The 17,280-nt window shown below is 54.9% G+C and carries 13 protein-coding genes; 8 read left to right on the top strand and 5 right to left on the bottom strand.

From position 1 onward, the window contains the following. Nucleotides 1–28: 28 nt before the first annotated feature. The 3 genes from O2N63_RS08790 to O2N63_RS08780 form a co-directional block, all read right to left on the bottom strand. Entirely contained in the window at nt 29–400 is a 372-nt protein-coding gene (locus O2N63_RS08790; protein ID WP_271053895.1) for an NADH:ubiquinone oxidoreductase subunit NDUFA12, read from the bottom strand. A gap of 165 nt (nt 401–565) precedes the next feature. Further along, nucleotides 566–1,834 carry an ATP-dependent Clp protease ATP-binding subunit ClpX gene (gene clpX / locus O2N63_RS08785; RefSeq protein WP_271053894.1) on the bottom strand — a complete coding sequence of 423 codons (1,269 nt, stop codon included), beginning with the start codon at nt 1,832–1,834 and terminating at the stop codon, nt 566–568. Between the two features lie 161 nt (nt 1,835–1,995). Further along, complete coding sequence (locus tag O2N63_RS08780; protein WP_271053893.1) at nt 1,996–2,622, bottom strand: ATP-dependent Clp protease proteolytic subunit; 627 nt, start codon at nt 2,620–2,622, stop codon at nt 1,996–1,998. A gap of 399 nt (nt 2,623–3,021) precedes the next feature. On the opposite strand from O2N63_RS08780, the gene O2N63_RS08775 reads away from it, so the two are divergent. The 4 genes from O2N63_RS08775 to O2N63_RS08760 all read left to right on the top strand — a co-directional run bounded on the left by O2N63_RS08775 (nt 3,022) and on the right by O2N63_RS08760 (nt 8,982). Next, nucleotides 3,022–5,385 carry a hypothetical protein gene (locus O2N63_RS08775; RefSeq protein WP_271053892.1) on the top strand — a complete coding sequence of 788 codons (2,364 nt, stop codon included), beginning with the start codon at nt 3,022–3,024 and terminating at the stop codon, nt 5,383–5,385. A gap of 459 nt (nt 5,386–5,844) precedes the next feature. Continuing rightward, nucleotides 5,845–6,816, top strand: coding sequence for an ABC transporter substrate-binding protein (locus O2N63_RS08770; protein ID WP_271053891.1), 972 nt, complete (start codon nt 5,845–5,847; stop codon nt 6,814–6,816). A gap of 66 nt (nt 6,817–6,882) precedes the next feature. Then, nucleotides 6,883–7,911, top strand: coding sequence for an ABC transporter permease (locus O2N63_RS08765; RefSeq protein ID WP_271053890.1), 1,029 nt, complete (start codon nt 6,883–6,885; stop codon nt 7,909–7,911). Between the two features lie 12 nt (nt 7,912–7,923). Further along, nucleotides 7,924–8,982, top strand: a complete 1,059-nt coding sequence (locus O2N63_RS08760) for a quaternary amine ABC transporter ATP-binding protein (RefSeq protein WP_271053889.1) — start codon at nt 7,924–7,926, stop codon at nt 8,980–8,982. A 33-nt stretch (nt 8,983–9,015) separates the two neighbouring features. Here the strand turns inward: O2N63_RS08760 and O2N63_RS08755 are convergent, their stop codons facing one another. Continuing rightward, entirely contained in the window at nt 9,016–9,939 is a 924-nt protein-coding gene (locus tag O2N63_RS08755) for a LysR substrate-binding domain-containing protein (protein WP_271053888.1), read from the bottom strand. Nucleotides 9,940–10,176: 237 nt separating this feature from the next. On the opposite strand from O2N63_RS08755, the gene O2N63_RS08750 reads away from it, so the two are divergent. Genes O2N63_RS08750 through O2N63_RS08735 form a run of 4 tightly spaced genes read left to right on the top strand, consistent with a single transcriptional unit; the run spans nt 10,177 to nt 15,777 of the window. Then, complete coding sequence (locus O2N63_RS08750; protein WP_108856354.1) at nt 10,177–11,781, top strand: fatty acid--CoA ligase; 1,605 nt, start codon at nt 10,177–10,179, stop codon at nt 11,779–11,781. After that, nucleotides 11,778–12,464 (top strand): dimethylsulfonioproprionate lyase family protein, encoded by a 687-nt coding sequence (locus O2N63_RS08745; protein ID WP_271053887.1) that lies wholly within the window; start codon nt 11,778–11,780, stop codon nt 12,462–12,464. The genes O2N63_RS08750 and O2N63_RS08745 overlap by 4 nt, the downstream gene beginning before the upstream one ends. An 11-nt stretch (nt 12,465–12,475) precedes the next feature. Then, a complete protein-coding gene (locus tag O2N63_RS08740; protein WP_271053886.1) occupies nt 12,476–14,596 on the top strand; it encodes a 3-hydroxyacyl-CoA dehydrogenase NAD-binding domain-containing protein in 2,121 nt (706 codons plus the stop codon). Further along, nucleotides 14,593–15,777, top strand: coding sequence for an acetyl-CoA C-acyltransferase (locus tag O2N63_RS08735; protein ID WP_271053885.1), 1,185 nt, complete (start codon nt 14,593–14,595; stop codon nt 15,775–15,777). Before O2N63_RS08740 ends, O2N63_RS08735 begins: the two co-directional genes overlap by 4 nt. 324 nt (nt 15,778–16,101) lie before the next feature. On the opposite strand, the gene O2N63_RS08730 is transcribed toward O2N63_RS08735, so the two are convergent. Continuing rightward, nucleotides 16,102–17,277 carry an ABC transporter permease gene (locus tag O2N63_RS08730; RefSeq protein ID WP_271053884.1) on the bottom strand — a complete coding sequence of 392 codons (1,176 nt, stop codon included), beginning with the start codon at nt 17,275–17,277 and terminating at the stop codon, nt 16,102–16,104. Nucleotides 17,278–17,280: the final 3 nt, after the last annotated feature.

Here is a 17,280-nt window from a genome sequence, read left to right as displayed (position 1 = left end):
CCACTTTGACAGGATCGTGACCTGCGGATTACTCCGGCTGCCAGGCCTCATAATCACGACGCTCGGCAGGTTGAGCCTGACGTAGCGAACCGGTTGGCGCATAGGCCAACGCAGTGCCGGTCAGGTTGTCCTGGTGTGGCTTTTCCCAAGATTTATGCTCAAGCGGGGTTTCGGTCGGACAATTATCAAATGTGCGATGCAACCAGCCATGCCACTCTGGGCTTACACGGCTAGCTTCGGGCTCACCGTTAAAAATCACCCAACGGCGGCTGTCGTCCTTGTTGCGGTAAAAAATGTTACCCTGCTCGTCTTCTCCCACTTTGACGCCTTTGCGCCGGGTGAAAAGCCAAGTGCCAATGGTTTCGCCATGATACCAGGTCAGAAGGGACAGTAGCCGCATAACATTCTCCGCTTTGTCTCAATCTCATATGGCGCAACTGAACAAGAAGGTCCAGTGCTTTAGGCCGATTTGACGGACTGCGAGCAAATTTCCCCACGATATGTTGCCATGAAAAAAGCCACCGCATGGGTGGCTTTGATCGAATCAAGGTGTGAGCTGGTCAGATCAGCCAGCAGACGCCCCTTCTTTTTCACCTTCAGCGTAGATGATCAGCGGCTTGGCGTCCGAGTTTACGGCCTCTTCGTTGACCACAACTTCGTCCACGTTATCCAACGCAGGCAGGTCGAACATCGTATCAAGCAGAATGTCTTCCATGATCGACCGCAATCCGCGCGCACCGGTCTTCCGTTGAATGGCGCGTTTCGCGATAGCTTTCAGCGCGTCTTCGGTAAAGGTCAGTTGAGCGTTTTCCAGCTCGAGCAGGCGTTGGTATTGCTTCACTAGAGCGTTCTTAGGAGCGGTCAAGATCGTGACCAATGCGTCGGCATCCAGATCTTCCAAGGTCGCGATCACCGGCAGACGTCCCACAAATTCGGGAATCAGGCCGAATTTCAGCAGATCTTCGGGTTCGAGCTCTTTAAAGAGTTCACCCACACCGCGATCGTCGTCATCTCTCACCTCGGCACCGAATCCGATAGCTGACCCCTTGCCGCGTTGGGCAATGACCCGGTCCAACCCAGCAAATGCGCCGCCGCAAATGAAGAGGATATTGGTGGTATCCACTTGCAGGAATTCCTGCTGCGGATGCTTGCGGCCACCTTGTGGAGGCACGGATGCGACGGTGCCCTCCATGATCTTCAAAAGCGCCTGCTGCACCCCTTCACCCGATACGTCGCGGGTGATTGAAGGGTTGTCAGACTTGCGGGTAATCTTATCGACCTCATCGATATAGACGATGCCGCGCTGCGCGCGTTCGACATTGTATTCTGAGGCTTGAAGCAGTTTCAGGATGATGTTCTCGACATCTTCACCAACGTAACCAGCTTCGGTCAAAGTGGTCGCATCGGCCATGGTAAACGGCACATCCAGAATACGGGCAAGTGTCTGTGCCAAAAGCGTTTTACCGCAACCGGTTGGGCCAATCAGCAAGATGTTCGATTTGGCGAGTTCAATGTCTTCACCAGATTTTGCCGCGTGATTCAGACGCTTGTAGTGGTTATGAACCGCAACTGAAAGCACCCGTTTGGCATGGCCCTGACCAATTACGTAATCATCCAGCACACCACAGATTTCCTGCGGGGTCGGCACACCATCTGCGGCCTTGAGGCCCGCCGATTTGGTTTCCTCGCGGATAATGTCCATGCACAGCTCAACACATTCATCGCAGATGAACACTGTGGGGCCTGCGATCAGCTTGCGAACCTCATGCTGGCTCTTTCCGCAGAACGAGCAGTAGAGGGTGTTTTTGCTGTCACCGGAGGAGTTGTTCGCCATATTGTTTTCCCTAGGGCGTCTGCCCGAAACCTAAAATGCCCTTGAGGGCCGGAAATGGCCCCTGCATTCCTAACTTAGGACAGGGGCCGGTTGGGCACAATGCGATTTTCAGCTGGCCCGCCTTCTTACTCTGGGGAACTGAAAAGCCCCACTGAACTTACTTACTCTTCATCCGTCTTGGCGCGGTTTTCGACGATCTCGTCGATATGGCCCCAGTCCTTGGCCTCTTGCGGAGACATGAAATTGTCACGCTCCAACGCCTTTTCAACCGATTTGAGCGTATTGCCAGTGTGCTTCACATAGATCTGGTGCAGCGTATCTTTGACCTTTTGGGTCTCAGCCGCATGGATCATGATATCGGTTGCCTGACCCTGATAGCCACCAGAGGGCTGGTGCACCATGATGCGCGAGTGTGGCAGCGAGAACCGCATACCCTTTTCACCGGCCACTGACAGAACCGACCCCATCGACGCCGCTTGTCCGATCACGAGGGTCGACACTTTCGGCTTGATGTATTGCATCGTGTCATAGATCGACAGGCCGGATGTCACCACGCCACCCGGCGAGTTGATGTACATCGAGATTTCTTTTTTCGGGTTTTCCGCTTCGAGGTGCAGAAGCTGCGCCACGATCAGCGTCGACATCCCGTCATGAACCGGGCCATTCACGAACACGATGCGTTCTTTCAGAAGGCGCGAGAAAATATCATAGGCCCGCTCGCCGCGCGAAGTTTGCTCAACTACCATGGGGACGAGGGTATTATTATAGAGATCGATAGGGTCGTGCATTCTGCCTGCTTTCATGTTCACGCGTAATGATCCGTTCTGGACCAGCCTTACAGAAGACTAGTGTCGGTCACCGGGGGCTGCAAGGGGGGTCTGGTAAGAGTTGGGCCATAGGATGAGGCTTGACCTAAAAGAGTTAACAATTCACTTCCGCAACGCTACGCTCTCTTGGATTTCATCATCCCTACAACAAAAAAAACGGCGCCCCGGTTGGGACTGACGCATTCCGTCCGATAGGAGGCTTCCCATCATGTCCTGCCGAAATATTTCCGGCAGGACATTGATTTCTATTCGAATTTCGAATTCAAAGTCGACGACAGATCGGCCTGATGCCCGGGACCTCGCAGTCCCGGGCTTCGTTTTTGCGAGTTTTGGCCAATATAACAATCAGCGGGAAACGCCATGGCAAAACTGAAGGTGGGGGGGGCTTTGTTCGAGAGCATTGAAAACCTATCGCTCGACCAGATTTACCCAGAGGTTGTCGGCCGAGTAAATTTGAACACATGCGGAAATCCGGATTGTGGAAATTTTGGCTTCGCATTCAATCCTGACATTCCTGATCCTCGTGGGGGGTCTTCGAAATTCAAACTGGCGGCTGCTTCGAGCGCAGCGATTTCCGCAGGTGTCGGGCAATACAAGCTGTCTTCCTCGGGCAAGAAAGAAGATGCGCGGGTTTCTTCCATCCTCGAATACGGGAACGAGCCAAGAGCATGGATGGATACAAGAACCATTGTATGCCAGCACAAGGCTGGGAATCGAAAATGTGGCTTGGGTCAGAAGGTTCTTTCCAATGCTCACTTCGTGGCGGAAACAAATCGCCTAAGGTCGATGAACGGCGTTCTGGATGGACCAAGATGCGGTAGCTGCGTAAAGCGGTATCTTGAAGATCCGACTGCGTTTGCCCTCGATGGTGCCAACGGCAAGACCACGCCCAGAAAAGGTAGCCGGAAGGGTGGAAAGCCCCTCGGAATGCGTGTCGTTTGCAAAGCATGCAAAGGCCAAAGAGGCTCCCGGTTTACGGTGTCAGCACCGCATCGCCGGCAGAAGGAAAGAACTGAAAACATCCAAATCCTGAACCACCTGGTCAATGAGTCAGGAATGAGTGATATGCGCCGAATTTTCAGAAGCCCTGATGGCAGACGACAGGTTGGCATGTCGCGGTTCTACGATCGCATATTTTGGCTTGAGGAAGTCCTCCTTGCTTATGAAAAGGCCCAGTTGGACAAGTGGCGTAAGGACTACGAACGCCTCGGGAAATTTCGCCATCACAAAATTGCCCATGACGATATTGTTCTTTCGGTGCACTGGGAGACGCGCACTGACCGCCGCCTGACACAGTTGAATTGTTCGATCAGTGCAGACATCGATTCTGGCTACATTTACCGAATAGATGTCGATTTCGATCCTACCAGTGATCCCGCCAATTATCTGCTCGACCACTACGGTGGTCGCAAAGGGCCAGTGAAGATCAGAAAGACTTATACCAAGGCAGATGGAACAACGTTCACCGCGCCCCTTTTGGAATTCCAACGACCCTCTGGGCGATATGAAGAAGGAGCACTCTTCGCAGCTGCCGAGTCAGAATTCCGCCTCTTCGGTGAGAAGGTTCATGAAAAGCTCAAGCGAGCGAAGAGGACACCCGACGCGAGCCTTCAATTCGAGCTCGACAGAGCTGAGGAAAGGCGGCTCTCGCTCAGCTTCCTTCGCAGGTTCTATTTCAATTTCCCCGCGTCAGAGCGTGATACGCGCAACTCATTTTCGGGCATTATGACGCGCGATACCTACACAAAAGCGGCGCATCTCGAATGCCTGAGAGAAATGTTGCCCTCCGGAAAGATAACGCTCGTCAGTGAACAAGAAGCGGCAATGGCGCGGGTAGTTCCGCACATCTTCCGGGAAGACATTAAGGAGGATTTGTTTGAATGGCTTGTCGTGAGCTTCAACAAGAAGGCAACCAAGGGTCAGATCACCTCGAAGTTCAACCGATACGACGCATCGCTCAGAAGGTTTCGGAATGCCAATCCGAACCTTGCGCCATATGAAGCGCTGCATGCATGGACTGAAGCCAGGCTGAAGCCTGCCTACAAACCTGGACGATCCGGGGATGCTCGGCCGTTTCCTATATCAAATTTTGCGACACGTGCCTTCCCTGATCTCTGGATTCGAAGTCCTGTCCAGTTTGGCGGCGAGACAGACAAGGTTGTCGGATTCCCAGTCCTGTCGCGCCGATACAGGGAACAATTCAAAGCTTTGGGCATAGACTCTCAGATCAAGGATCCTGATCTTTGCAAGGCCATTACAAGGCGCGTTGTCCGGGCGACATTGCAGCTGGCTTCGAGCTTTATGGAGGCTGTTCGCGAACGCATCAGTATGACTGATCGCGCAAGCAGCGGCGGGGCTCGAAAAGGTCCCTCGTTTGAGAACGGTGCCAGCTACAATCCCAGGGTTCTGATCGCGATCCTGAACATCTTCAGGGTTCACTATAATTTTTTCGAGTTTCGCCAATATGTAACATCTCGGAACAAGCATGACGAAACCGAAGAAGTAGAAATGACCATGAGCTCTATCGCAGTTCCCGGTGAAAATATACGGATTCCCGTAGAGAAACACCGAAAACGGGCACCTATTGAGAACACGCCAGCCATTCGCTTGGGAGTTCAAAAAGTGTCGTCGGAAGATGAGCAGCCTTCGCTTCCGAACCTTTCTCGGGTTCTTTACAAGCCATGGCTTCTATACGGCACGCCTCTTTGGACGCGGCTGTCGTAAAGGCCCATCGCAAAACAGTTATTCCGGGCTTGCAATTATTCGTTGGCATGGTTTCTAAAAAGCTATCGGTCCATATCGGACATTCGTCGCAACAGACGCGAATGACCGTAGGGTGCCCACATTGACTCAATGCTGCAGTTCGCTCGAATGAAAGTGACAAGTCCAGAATGGACACCCTTGGGTGTGATGACACCTCGTTCTGTCTCTTAAAAAAAGATCCGAAAACTCACCTGCATATGCCACTCAAGGATTTGCATCTAAGACGTATTCGTCGGAGCGAAGGTCACTGTGCACGAGCTTAGCTGTGACATTTTACCTGTAAGCAATTGTACATGATTCAAAATTCTTTTCAGTTTTTTACTCTTGGGCCTATCGGTACAAATCATCTCTACAAATAAGGCGAATTTTGGTTTGGAGCGTTTCTCTGCCCCTGTTTCGCCGATGACAAGGAGGAAAGAAATGTTCAAGATTTCAACGGGACTCGGGTGTGTATTTGCTGCGGCAATCACCGCCTCGGCGGCTCAGGCAAACGAATGCGGTGAAGTATCTATCATGCAAGGCGACTGGGGGTCTGCACAGATCGTCACAGCGGTTGCGAAGTTCCTGATGGAGCAAGGTTACGGGTGCGACGTCACCGCAATGCCGCTCTCGAGCAACCCTGCGCTGGCATCCGTATCCGAGACCGGAGAGCCTGATATTCTGACTGAAATCTGGACAAACGGCGCGCCGGCTTACCAAGGTCTGGTTGACTCAGGTGCGATCATTCCTGTGACCGAAGTTCTATCAGATGGCGGTGTCGAAGGCTTTTTTGTTCCGAACTACCTTGTGGAAGAGCATCCGGAACTGGCAACAATTGAAGGCATCGCAGCCAACCCCGAACTCGTCGGAAATCGCTTTCACAACTGCCCCGAGGGATGGACTTGTCTGAATGTCAGCACCAACCTGCTGAAGGCAGGTGGGTTGATTGATGCAGGCATTGATAACTTTGTGCATGGATCCGGCGAAACCCTTGCAGCTTCAATCGCCGCCGCTTACGGCAACAAGGAGCCATGGCTCGGTTTTTATTGGGCGCCGACATCAGTACTGGGCAAATACCCGATGACTCTGGTCGAGATGGGCCCCCATGACCCTGAAAAGCATGCCTGCAACATCACGGCGGAATGCGAGACACCAGCAATGAGCGCCTTCCCCCGTAGCGAGGTGGTGACAGTCCTTTCCAAGGAATTCATGGCTGAAAACGCAGCAGTGTCTGACCTGATGACAAATCTGTCCTTCACCAACGCACAGATGGGCGAAACGCTGGCATGGGTTGAAGACAACAATGCCTCTTACGATGAAGGCGCGGTGCATTTCCTGACGACCAACAAGGATGTCTGGGGGGCATGGCTTAACGATGCGGCGCGCGACAATCTTTCTGCACTGCTGCAGTAAATTGCACGGACAGGGGCATCCTCAGCGATGCCCCTAACGCACTGAAGTAGACGGAAAGTGGGATAAATGGCCTTCTATGACAAGCTATTCAGCACCTTAGGTTTGAGCGACTGGTGCGGCGATTCCGGCGATGAAGCGCCTCTTTCGCTGGCGGACCTTGCGGCGCGAGCAGGGGGAGAGGAGGCCTCTGGGCCGTTAGTTCCGATTCCCTCGTTTGATAATCTGCATGAAAGCTGCAACCGGGTTTGGCAGTCGCGCGATGTAACCAACGGGATCGAAGAAGGGTTTCTGGCAGCCAAACCGGCTCTGAAAACTGTTCTGGACCCGATCACACAGCCGCTGAGCTGGATGTTGGATGGCGCACTATGGCTGTTTGAAGCGATGCCGTGGTTCATCATGGTCCCGCTTCTGGTGGCGATTTCCTGGTACGCCTCGCGTTCGCGCCCTGTGACGATCTTTGTCGCCGTCTCGATTATGCTGCTGGCTGTCGTAGACCACTACGATGTGGCGATGCAAACCCTGTCGATCATCTTTGTATGTACGACGATTTCGGTGCTGTTCGGTGTGCCCATTGGAATTGCAATGTCAAAATCCGACCGATTGCAAAAAAGCGTCGTTCCATTGCTGGACCTGCTGCAGACGCTGCCGACCTTCGTGTACCTGATCCCTCTGATTTTCTTATTCTCGGTCACGGAATCCAAACTGTACGGGATTGCGATCATCCTTTACGCGATTGTGCCGGTGATCCGTTTGACCGACCTTGGCATCCGCCTTGTAGATCAGGACGTGATCGAGGCGGCCAATGCCTTTGGCATGAAGGACCGCCAGAAACTGATGCGAGTACAATTGCCGCTGGCGCTGCCGAACATCATGGCCGGGATCAACCAGACCATCATGATGAGCCTTGCCATGGTCGTGATCGCCTCTCTTGTTTCGGCCCCTGGCCTTGGCGTGAACGTGTTGCGCGGTATCCGAAACCTTGAACTGGGTGTGGGCATCGTCGCTGGCATCGGCATTGTTTTGCTGGCCGTGATCCTTGACCGCGTGTCCAAGGCAGCTCTCACACGGGTCGATAAGACCCAAGTCAAACACTAAGGAGCCCGTTCGATGACACAACCAATGGTCAGCCTGTCCGGGCTCTATAAAATCTTTGGCGCCCGCGACAAGGACGTGTTGCAGCATGTCAAAGGAGGCATGGGCAAGGAAGAGTTGTTGGCACAGCACGGGCACGTGTTGGGTCTCAACAACATCAACGTCGATATGCAGGCGGGCGAAATCACGGTTGTCATGGGCCTGTCAGGCTCGGGTAAATCCACGCTGATCCGCCACCTGAACCGGTTGATCGAACCCACTGCGGGCGAGATCATCGTGCAGGGCGAAGATGTGATGCAACTGTCCGAGGACGGGCTGCGTCATGCCCGTCAAGAAAAGATGTCGATGGTTTTCCAGAAGTTCGCGTTATTGCCGCACAAGACCGTGCTGAAGAATGCAGGCATGCCCTTGTCGGTGCGTGGCGAGCCTGAGGCGGATTGCGATAAGGAAGCCGCGAAATGGCTGGATCGCGTGGGTCTGAGCGGGTTCGAGAACCATTATCCGGCGCAGCTGTCTGGTGGGATGCAACAGCGTGTGGGCATTGCTCGGGCACTGAGTGCAAACACACCGATCATGCTGATGGACGAGGCTTTCTCGGCACTTGACCCGCTGATCCGGACCGACATGCAGGACCTGCTGCTCGAGCTGCAAAAAGAGCTGCACAAGACCATCATCTTCATCACGCATGACCTTGATGAGGCGCTGAAGCTGGCCGATCACCTTGTGATCTTGAAGGATGGTTTTGTTGTACAACAGGGCGAGCCGCAGCATATTCTGTTGAACCCTAACGATCCCTACATCGAAGACTTCGTGAGCGACATCAACCGCGCACGGGTTCTGCGGGTGCGCTCGATTATGACCCCACTTGTAGGCGGCAAAGTGCCAAAAGATGCCCATGGCGAAGTGGACGTGAACGACACGCTCGAAAGCATGATCGCGCGGTCCGGCGGGGATACGTCACACGCCTATATCGTCAAAGATGGGGAGCAGACGGTCGGCACACTGGATATGACCGAACTGGTTCGCGCTCTTGTCCCTCGCGTCGCATCCGAGGCCGGTGCGCGTCAATCCTGACGCGCGCTGACGGCAGAGCTGGAATTCAACAGATCAGGCCCGGAAGAACCGCATGGTTGGGTCGGCCTCGATCTGTTCGAACAGCCAGTCGATAAATGTATCGAGCTTGGGGTTGGGTGCACGCTCTTTTTGCGTCGCCAGATACCAGCGGCCTGGCTCGGGTACTGAAATGTCGAAGGGTCTAACCAGACGCCCCCTCTCAAGATCACGCGCGCAAAACGGTGCCCTTGCGACGCTGATACCGTGATTATTTAGAACAGCCTCACGGACAAGCGGGTAATTGTCGAAAACAGAGCCAAATTTCATCGTTTCGCGATCTAAGCCTGCCGCATCCAACCAACAGTCCCAGTCATCCGGCTCATTCCATGTGCTTGGGACACTCAACAGCAGGAAATTTCTTAGCTCTTCCAGCGGCACTCCACCGCTTGCGGTTTTCAAGGCCTCTGGAGCACATACCGGGTAGATATCGGTTTCGAACAAGGGGCTATAGTTAAACCGTTTGTCAAATGGTGGTGCATTGAACACGCCCACATCGAACCGGTGCATGTCATAATCACCGTCTTCAAAGGTAGAGACTATGCGCACGCGTGTGTCCGGATTATCCTGAAGAAATTCAGCCAATCTGGGTTGGAGCCACATTGTGTTGAAACTTGCGTAGGACTGAACGAGCAACACGTCCGGTTCCTCAGGTGTCTGGATGCGCCGTGTGGCTTTGATGATTCCCTGAATGTGTTCGCGTACTGGCGGGTAATACTGCTCGCCAGCCGGTGTCAGTTCGACCGAACGGCTTGTGCGTTCCAGCAGCTTAACGCCGATTGATGTTTCCAATGCTTTGACTTGGTGGCTGACTGCCGCGTGCGTCACACAAATCTCTTCTGCAGCCTTTCGGAAACTCTTGTGACGCGCCACTGCCTCAAAAGCGCGCAGTGAAACCAGCGTGGGCATGTGAGTGGTCATTGCTGCATCTCCTCGATGAAATCAATTCTGCTTACCCTCAAGCAGAGTTATCCGGCGACGGGCGCGAATGCAGCAGGGTTTTGATACTCTTTTTCATAGCCTGTCAGGGGGTAAAACGCAATTCGCGGTGCGATATGATCGGTTAGAATTTCTTGATGAAAGGAAATTTCTTTCAATTCTTCGACTGGGTGAGAAATGTCAGATTAGCAGATAGAGATGCTATGGGATTCCACCTTCATGCCACCACTTTCACCTTCGCCAAATGCATATGGCTATCCATTGCTGATTAAACACTTGCTGGCCGGATCCCAGCTTGCGTCAGCCAGCCAAGAGATCGTCAGCGGCACCGAAATGCGGCTGAGTTACGCGGACTTGGGCAAACGCGTGCGCCAACTTGCCAATTCTCTAAAGGCCAGCGGGATACATGAGGGCATGCGCGTCGGTGTCATGGATTGGGATACGCACCGTTATCTTGAGTGTTTTTTCGCGATCCCGATGATGGGCGCGTCCCTTTTCACGATCAACGTCCGTCTATCTCCTGCCCAGGTTCTCTATACGATCAACCATGGGCAGCCGGACCTGATTATCGTGCACCGCGATTTCATGCCGCTCATTGATGACATCAAATCGGATTTTGATCGGGACATCATCATTGTGCCGATTGGCGACGGTGAAGGATATGAAGAGTGGATAGGCGATGCCTCAGGCAGCTTTGACTTCCCGGACTTCGATGAAAACCAAACCGCAACCCTGTTTTATACGACTGGGACAACCGGCAATCCCAAAGGGGTGAGCTATTCACATCGGCAGTTGGTCCTTCACACGTTGGGCCTGATCGCCGGCTTCGGAGCGTGGCCCGGAAACGCCGGATTTCATCGCGGCGACGTTTACATGCCGCTGACGCCCTTGTTTCACGTCCACGGCTGGGGATTTCCATATGCCGCAACGATGCTGGGGCTGCGTCAGGTCTATCCCGGTCGATATGACCCTGAAACAATCTTGCGATTGATTGAAGACGAAAACGTCACCTTTTCCCATTGCGTGCCCACGGTTCTGTCAATGGTGCTCGACCATCCCAACTGCCCGCAAACTGACCTAAGCCAATGGAAGGTCATCATTGGCGGGGCCGCTTTGCCGCGCATTCTACAGGACCGGGCGGCGGCGGCAGGCATATCCTTGCATGCGGCATATGGGATGTCCGAAACCTGTCCGTTTTTGACAGTGGCCGATTTGTCCAGCGACGATCCAGAGGTGCAGGCGCAAACCGGCTTTCCCGGCCCGCTTGTCGACCTTCGCGTTGTGACACCGGATATGCAGGAGGTCCCACATGATGGCGAAACAACCGGCGAAGTTGTTGCTCGGGCTCCCTGGTTGACACAAGGCTATCTGGACAACGCGCAAGCCTCAGATGAACTTTGGGATGGTGGGTATCTGCATACCGGGGATGTTGGGTATATCCGCGAGAATGGGTCGTTGCAGATCACTGACCGCCTCAAGGACGTGATCAAGACCGGCGGCGAGTGGATTTCCTCACTGGCACTGGAAAACATAGCATCGTCTTGTGGTGGCATCGAGGACGTCGCCGCGATCGGGCTGCCGCACGCGAAGTGGGGCGAGCGGCCAGTGTTGGTCGCTCAAGCCGCAAAGGATGCCGATCCGGATATTGTGCGCTTGAGAGTCATTGAAGAAATCCAGTCGCGCGTCGACGCAGGCGAGATCTCAAAATGGGCAGTTCCCGACGGTATATTCTTTGTCACCAGCCTTCCTAAAACCAGCGTCGGCAAGCTCGACAAGAAGCTCGTGCGGCAAGACATTTCAACTCGCGCGGGCCTAAAATCATGACAGACAAGCAACGTCGTATTCAGGCGCTTATTCATTCCATTGTCACCTATCTGCAGGCACATAGAGCTGCCACGCGCGGCGTTGATCTGACGTTGGACAAGCTGGCAGCCATGGACCTGTCCGACGAGCGGCTCATTGATTTACCTCCCCAAGGAACCCGGCACGATGAGGTTCTGAAGAACGCCATCGCCGGGATTGTCGCCCCCGAATTGCAAGAAATCGCACGTTGTCTGAAAGCGGCCAAGGATGATCTGATCTGGCGCGAAGACAACGCCCAATTCTATCCCCCTGGTGCCGAATTGGGCGAGGGATACACAAAGTGTAACCTACATACTCTGCTGATTGGGCCAGACGCATGTGGACATCACCATCCCGATTTCAACCTTGGCATTTTCATGCTGGGCCCAAGGACGCTGTATCGCGACCACAACCACGACGCGCCAGAGCTGTACCTGAACCTGTCCGAGAAATCTGGTTGGCGGTTTGGCACCCGTGACTGGCAGGATTATCCGGCTGGATCACTTATCTGGAACGCGGCGGGCGATCCCCACGCCACCCGGGTCTATGACCAGCCATTCATCTCCGTCTTTGTCTGGCTCGAGAACGTGAATTCACCCTGCAATGTAATCCACTTCGACGATTGGGCAGAGATCGAACAAGATCTTGCCAAGCAGTCCAATTGAGGTTTCCAAACATGATTTCCATTAAACACACCGAGGGTGTCGCTTTCATTGAGCTGAATGCCCCGCCAGTGAACGCTCTTGGCCTGAAGATGCGGCAGGCGCTTTCCTCGGCCATCCACGGGTTGGACGCCGATGAACAGGTCAAAGCTATCGTTCTATGCTCGGCTCTGCCGCTCTTTTGCGGCGGCGCTGACATCGTCGAGTTCCGTACCGGGGCAGTTTGGGACAAGCCGGACCTGCCAAACCTGTGTGTAACGATTGAAACCAGCAAAAAACCCATTATCGCCGCGATAGCAGGTCCCGCTATGGGTGGTGCGCTGGAGATCGCGCTTGCCTGTGATTACCGTGTCGCCACGCCGGATGCCGTGATGGGCCTACCTGAGATCAAACTGGGGCTGCTGCCTGGTGCCGGCGGCACCCAGCGACTACCCCGGATTGCCGGGCTGGAAGCGGCAACGAAAATGATCCTCTCGGGTGATCCCGTGAAAGGCGAATATGCCCTGTCTTGTGGGCTGGTCGACGCGCTGCTTGAAAACAACCAGGATTTTCGCGCGCATGTTTTGGGTTTCGCCACCCGTGTCAGCCATGAGGGCGATCCGAAACGCAGTTGCGCGGATATGACCGTCACACACCCTGATCCGAAGGGATATCTGACGGGTTTCCGAGACCAGATAGCGCACACGTCCAAAAACCTTGTCGCCCCTGAACGATGTTTGGTGTCCATCGAGGCCGCGTGCGAAATGCCGCTGGCCGAGGGGTTGGCACAAGAGAAGGCAGGTTTCGCTGAACTGCTCGACACACCTCAATCGCGCGCGGGGCGGCATCTGTTCTTTGCAGAGCGTGAATGCACCAAGGTTCCCGGCGTTACCCGTGCTGACCAACCACGTAGCATTTCATCGGTCGCTGTGATCGGTGCCGGAACAATGGGGCGCGGCATTGCCATCGCCTTTCTGCAGGCGGGATATCCGTTCACGCTTCTTGAAACCACGCAAGGCGCGCTCGAACAGGGGCTGGAAAAGGTCCGGGAGCATTTTCAGCGTGCGGCTCAAAAAGGGCGGCTCAGTGCCGATCGGGCAGAGGCCATCGTATCCAACGCCACCGGGACGCTCAGCTACGGCGACCTCGCAGAGGCCGACCTGATCATTGAAGCGGCGTTTGAAAGCATGAATGTCAAACGCCAGATTTTCGAAGCGTTGGGCCAGCACGCCAAACCCGGCGCGATACTGGCCTCAAACACATCGACGTTGGATCTTGATGAAATCGCCGCAGTCACATCCCGTCCGGAGGATGTGATTGGTCTCCATTTCTTCAGCCCGGCCAATGTCATGCGCTTGCTGGAGGTGGTGCGCGGCGCCAAGACCGCTCCGGATGTCATCGCAACGGCAATCACGGTCGCAAAGAAGATCCGAAAGCTCCCTGTCACGGTTGGCGTGTGCTACGGCTTTGTTGGAAACCGGATGCTCGAGCCATACTTCCGCGAAGGGTCTCGTCTGCTTCTTGAGGGGGCGACGCCGAAACAGGTGGATGACGTCCTTGAGAACTTCGGCATGGCCATGGGCATTCACGCGATGGCGGATCTGGCCGGGGTCGATGTGGGCGCCCGCGTGCGTCAGGAACGGCGCAGTGAAATCGCACATGACCCGACATACCAGGCTGTACAGGACAGGTTGTTTGAACTGGGCCGACTGGGTCAGAAAACCGGGCGAGGAAGCTATGTCTACGAGGGGCGGACACGAGTCGAAGACCCTGAGATTGTTCAAATCAGTGCCCATTTGGCGGACTTGCATGGCGTGAAGCGCAGGGAAATCGACGATCAGGAAATCTTTGAGCGTTGTCTGTTCCCCCTGATCAACGAGGGCTTCTTGATCCTTGAAGAGGGCATTGCAACGCGCCCGGGTGATTGCGACCTGATCTGGGTCAATGGCTATGGCTTTCCGAACTGGCGCGGCGGCCCGATGCACTATGCCGACGAGATTGGACTGAGCCAGATTCTGGAGCGCATGAACCACTATCGGCAGTCGCTTGGTGCCTATGGTGAGATGTGGTTCACGCCTGCGCCTTTGTTGGAAGAACTCGCAACCTCGGGCGTGACACTTACCGCGTATTTTGATGCCAAAAAGGAAAAATCATGAGAGAAGCCGTTATCGTCTCAACCGCACGAACTCCTATTGGGGTTGCCTTCAAAGGTGCGCTGAACAACATCAAATCCCCTACCATGATGGGGCACGCCATTCAGCACGCGGTTGAACGTGCAGGCGTGGACCCCGGTACGATCGAAGATGTCGTCATCGGATCGGTCCTGACAGCGGGAACAGCAGGCATGAATGTTGCTCGGCTTTCTGCACTGGCGGCGGGCCTTCCCAATACGGTGGCAGGACAGACGGTCGACAGGCAATGTTCATCGGGATTGATGGCCATTGCGACGGCTGCAAAGCAGGTCATTGTGGATGGTCAGAACGTTGCCGTGGCTGGCGGGCAGGAAAATATTTCCGCCCTGCAGAATGCCTATCTGAAATGGGCGGGCGATGAGAAAGATCCAAACGTTATCGCCCAATCAGAGCATGCCTATATGCCGATGCTGATGACCGCGGAAAATGTGGCGCGGACCTATGGGATCAGCCGCGAGGTGCAGGATGAATACGCTGCACTTTCGCAAGGTCGGACGGCTCGGGCTCAGGCCGCTGGCGCCTTTGATGACGAGATCGTTCCGATCACTGCGATAAAGCGGGTCAAGAACCGCGAAACCGGAGAGGAAACCCTGGAAGAGGTGACCTTGTCAAAAGACGAAGGCAATCGACCGAGTACGACGACCGAAGCACTGGGCGGGCTGAACCCGGTTGTCGAAGGAGGCGTGATTACCGCAGGAAACGCAAGCCAGCTCTCAGATGGTGCTTCCGCTTGCGTTCTCATGGAAGGCAAATTGGCTGAGCAACAGGGGCTCACACCGCTCGGCATTTATCGCGGTATGGCAGTTGCAGGAAACGCACCGGAAGAGATGGGTGTCGGCCCGATCTATGCCATTCCAAAGCTGCTGAAGAATGCAGGTCTTCGCATCGAAGACATCGGCCTTTGGGAGCTTAACGAAGCCTTCGCCTGCCAGGTTCTGTATTGCCGCGATCATCTTGGTATTGATCCGGAAGTCTACAACGTGAATGGCGGTGCCATTTCGATTGGCCACCCCTACGGTATGACGGGCGCGAGACAAGTCGGGCATGCTTTGCTTGAAGGTAGGCGCCGTGGTGTAAAGTACGTGGTTACGTCCATGTGCATTGGCGGAGGTATGGGGGCCGCAGCTTTGTTCGAAGTCGCCTGACCTCACTGAAAGGAGTGCAAACCGGGCGTTGTCTGGATGAGATTTTGACAACCTGTCATTTTCGAAACCCGCCTTGTTTCAAGTCGGACGCTACATGCAAACAGATTAGTCATTTGGAAGCTCGGAGCGAATGTCGTGATAGTCCCGCTTTTGCGGACTTTGATGCTCATCGCAGCGAACGGTTCTTTTCCGCCCAATCTATCAAAATTGGCTCCACCGTTTTTCGGTGGAGCCAACCAAAGCTCTGCGGCTTATTACCAATTGCCTCCTACAGCACGGAATGCGTCAGGTTGGGACGCCGCCTACTCTTTTCTTTACGTCATATCAACCCGGTGACATGCCACGCAGACGCTCGGACCGACGGCGCAGAAGTTCTACGGTCGTCAAGAGAGCGATGGAGATCACCACAAGTATGGTTGCCACTGCCAGGATGGTCGGCGAGATCTGCTCGCGCAGGCCAAGGAACATCTGCCAAGGCAGGGTTTTCTGTCCGGCCGAGCCGACAAACAGCACCACAACAACTTCGTCAAACGATGTGATGAAGGCAAACAGAGCACCTGAGATCACACCCGGTAGGATCAGCGGCATCTGCACGCGGAAGAAGGTGGTCACCGGATCGGCCCCCATGTTCGCAGCAGCCCGGGTCAGAGAACGGTCAAAACCCACCAGCGTTGCGGTCACTGTGATGATCACAAAGGGGATCCCAAGTGCGGCGTGGGCCAGCACAACACCCCAGTAGGAGCCTTGCAGGCCAAGACGCGAGTAGAAGAAGTACATGCCAGCAGCCGAAATGATCAGCGGCACGATCATGGGTGAAATCAGGATCGCCATGATCGCACGGCGGGCTGGCACGTGGGGCTGACTGAGGCCAATGGCCGCCAGTGTACCGAAACCAACCGACAGAAGCGTCGCCACAGGAGCAATCCGCACCGAGTTCCACAAAGACGCCTGCCACTCGGAGTTGGAGAAGAAGTCACGGTAGTGCTTGAAGGAATACCCTTCGGGATCAAGCCGCAGCATTTCCGGTGTGAAAGTAAAGAAGTCCTGTGCGTTGAAACTCAGCGGCATCACCACCACAATCGGTGCGATCAGGAAAAAGAAGATGGAACCGCAGATCACCCGAAACGTGTAATGCCACAGCACCTGCTTCGGCGTCAGATATGGGGCAAGATGGGCGCGGTAACGACTTGAAGCGATCCAGAAGGCGAACCAGCCGAAGAACAGCCCAAACAGAACACCCACCACGGCAGCGGGCACACCGCCAATGATCAGGCCGGCGACGATGAACCCCACCAAGATCGCCCAGCGAACCGGCTTTTGCCGCTCGGTGAGTGATGGTGCGACATAGCCAACAATCGCCAGAAGGACACCGCCGATTACGACACCCAGCAAACCCGAACCCTGCGCGGTGCCGACAAAGAGCCCTGCGAGGGCACCTGCCGCACCGACGACCGCTGCGGTGAAGGTGGGGGTTTGGTTTTCTACAGGAGTAATAGCCATATC

This window comes from Aliiroseovarius salicola, assembly GCF_027891095.1.
GTDB classification, from domain to species: domain Bacteria; phylum Pseudomonadota; class Alphaproteobacteria; order Rhodobacterales; family Rhodobacteraceae; genus Aliiroseovarius; species Aliiroseovarius salicola.
Note: the sequence above shows the minus strand (reverse complement) of the source record. Positions and strands in the feature narration are given on the sequence as shown.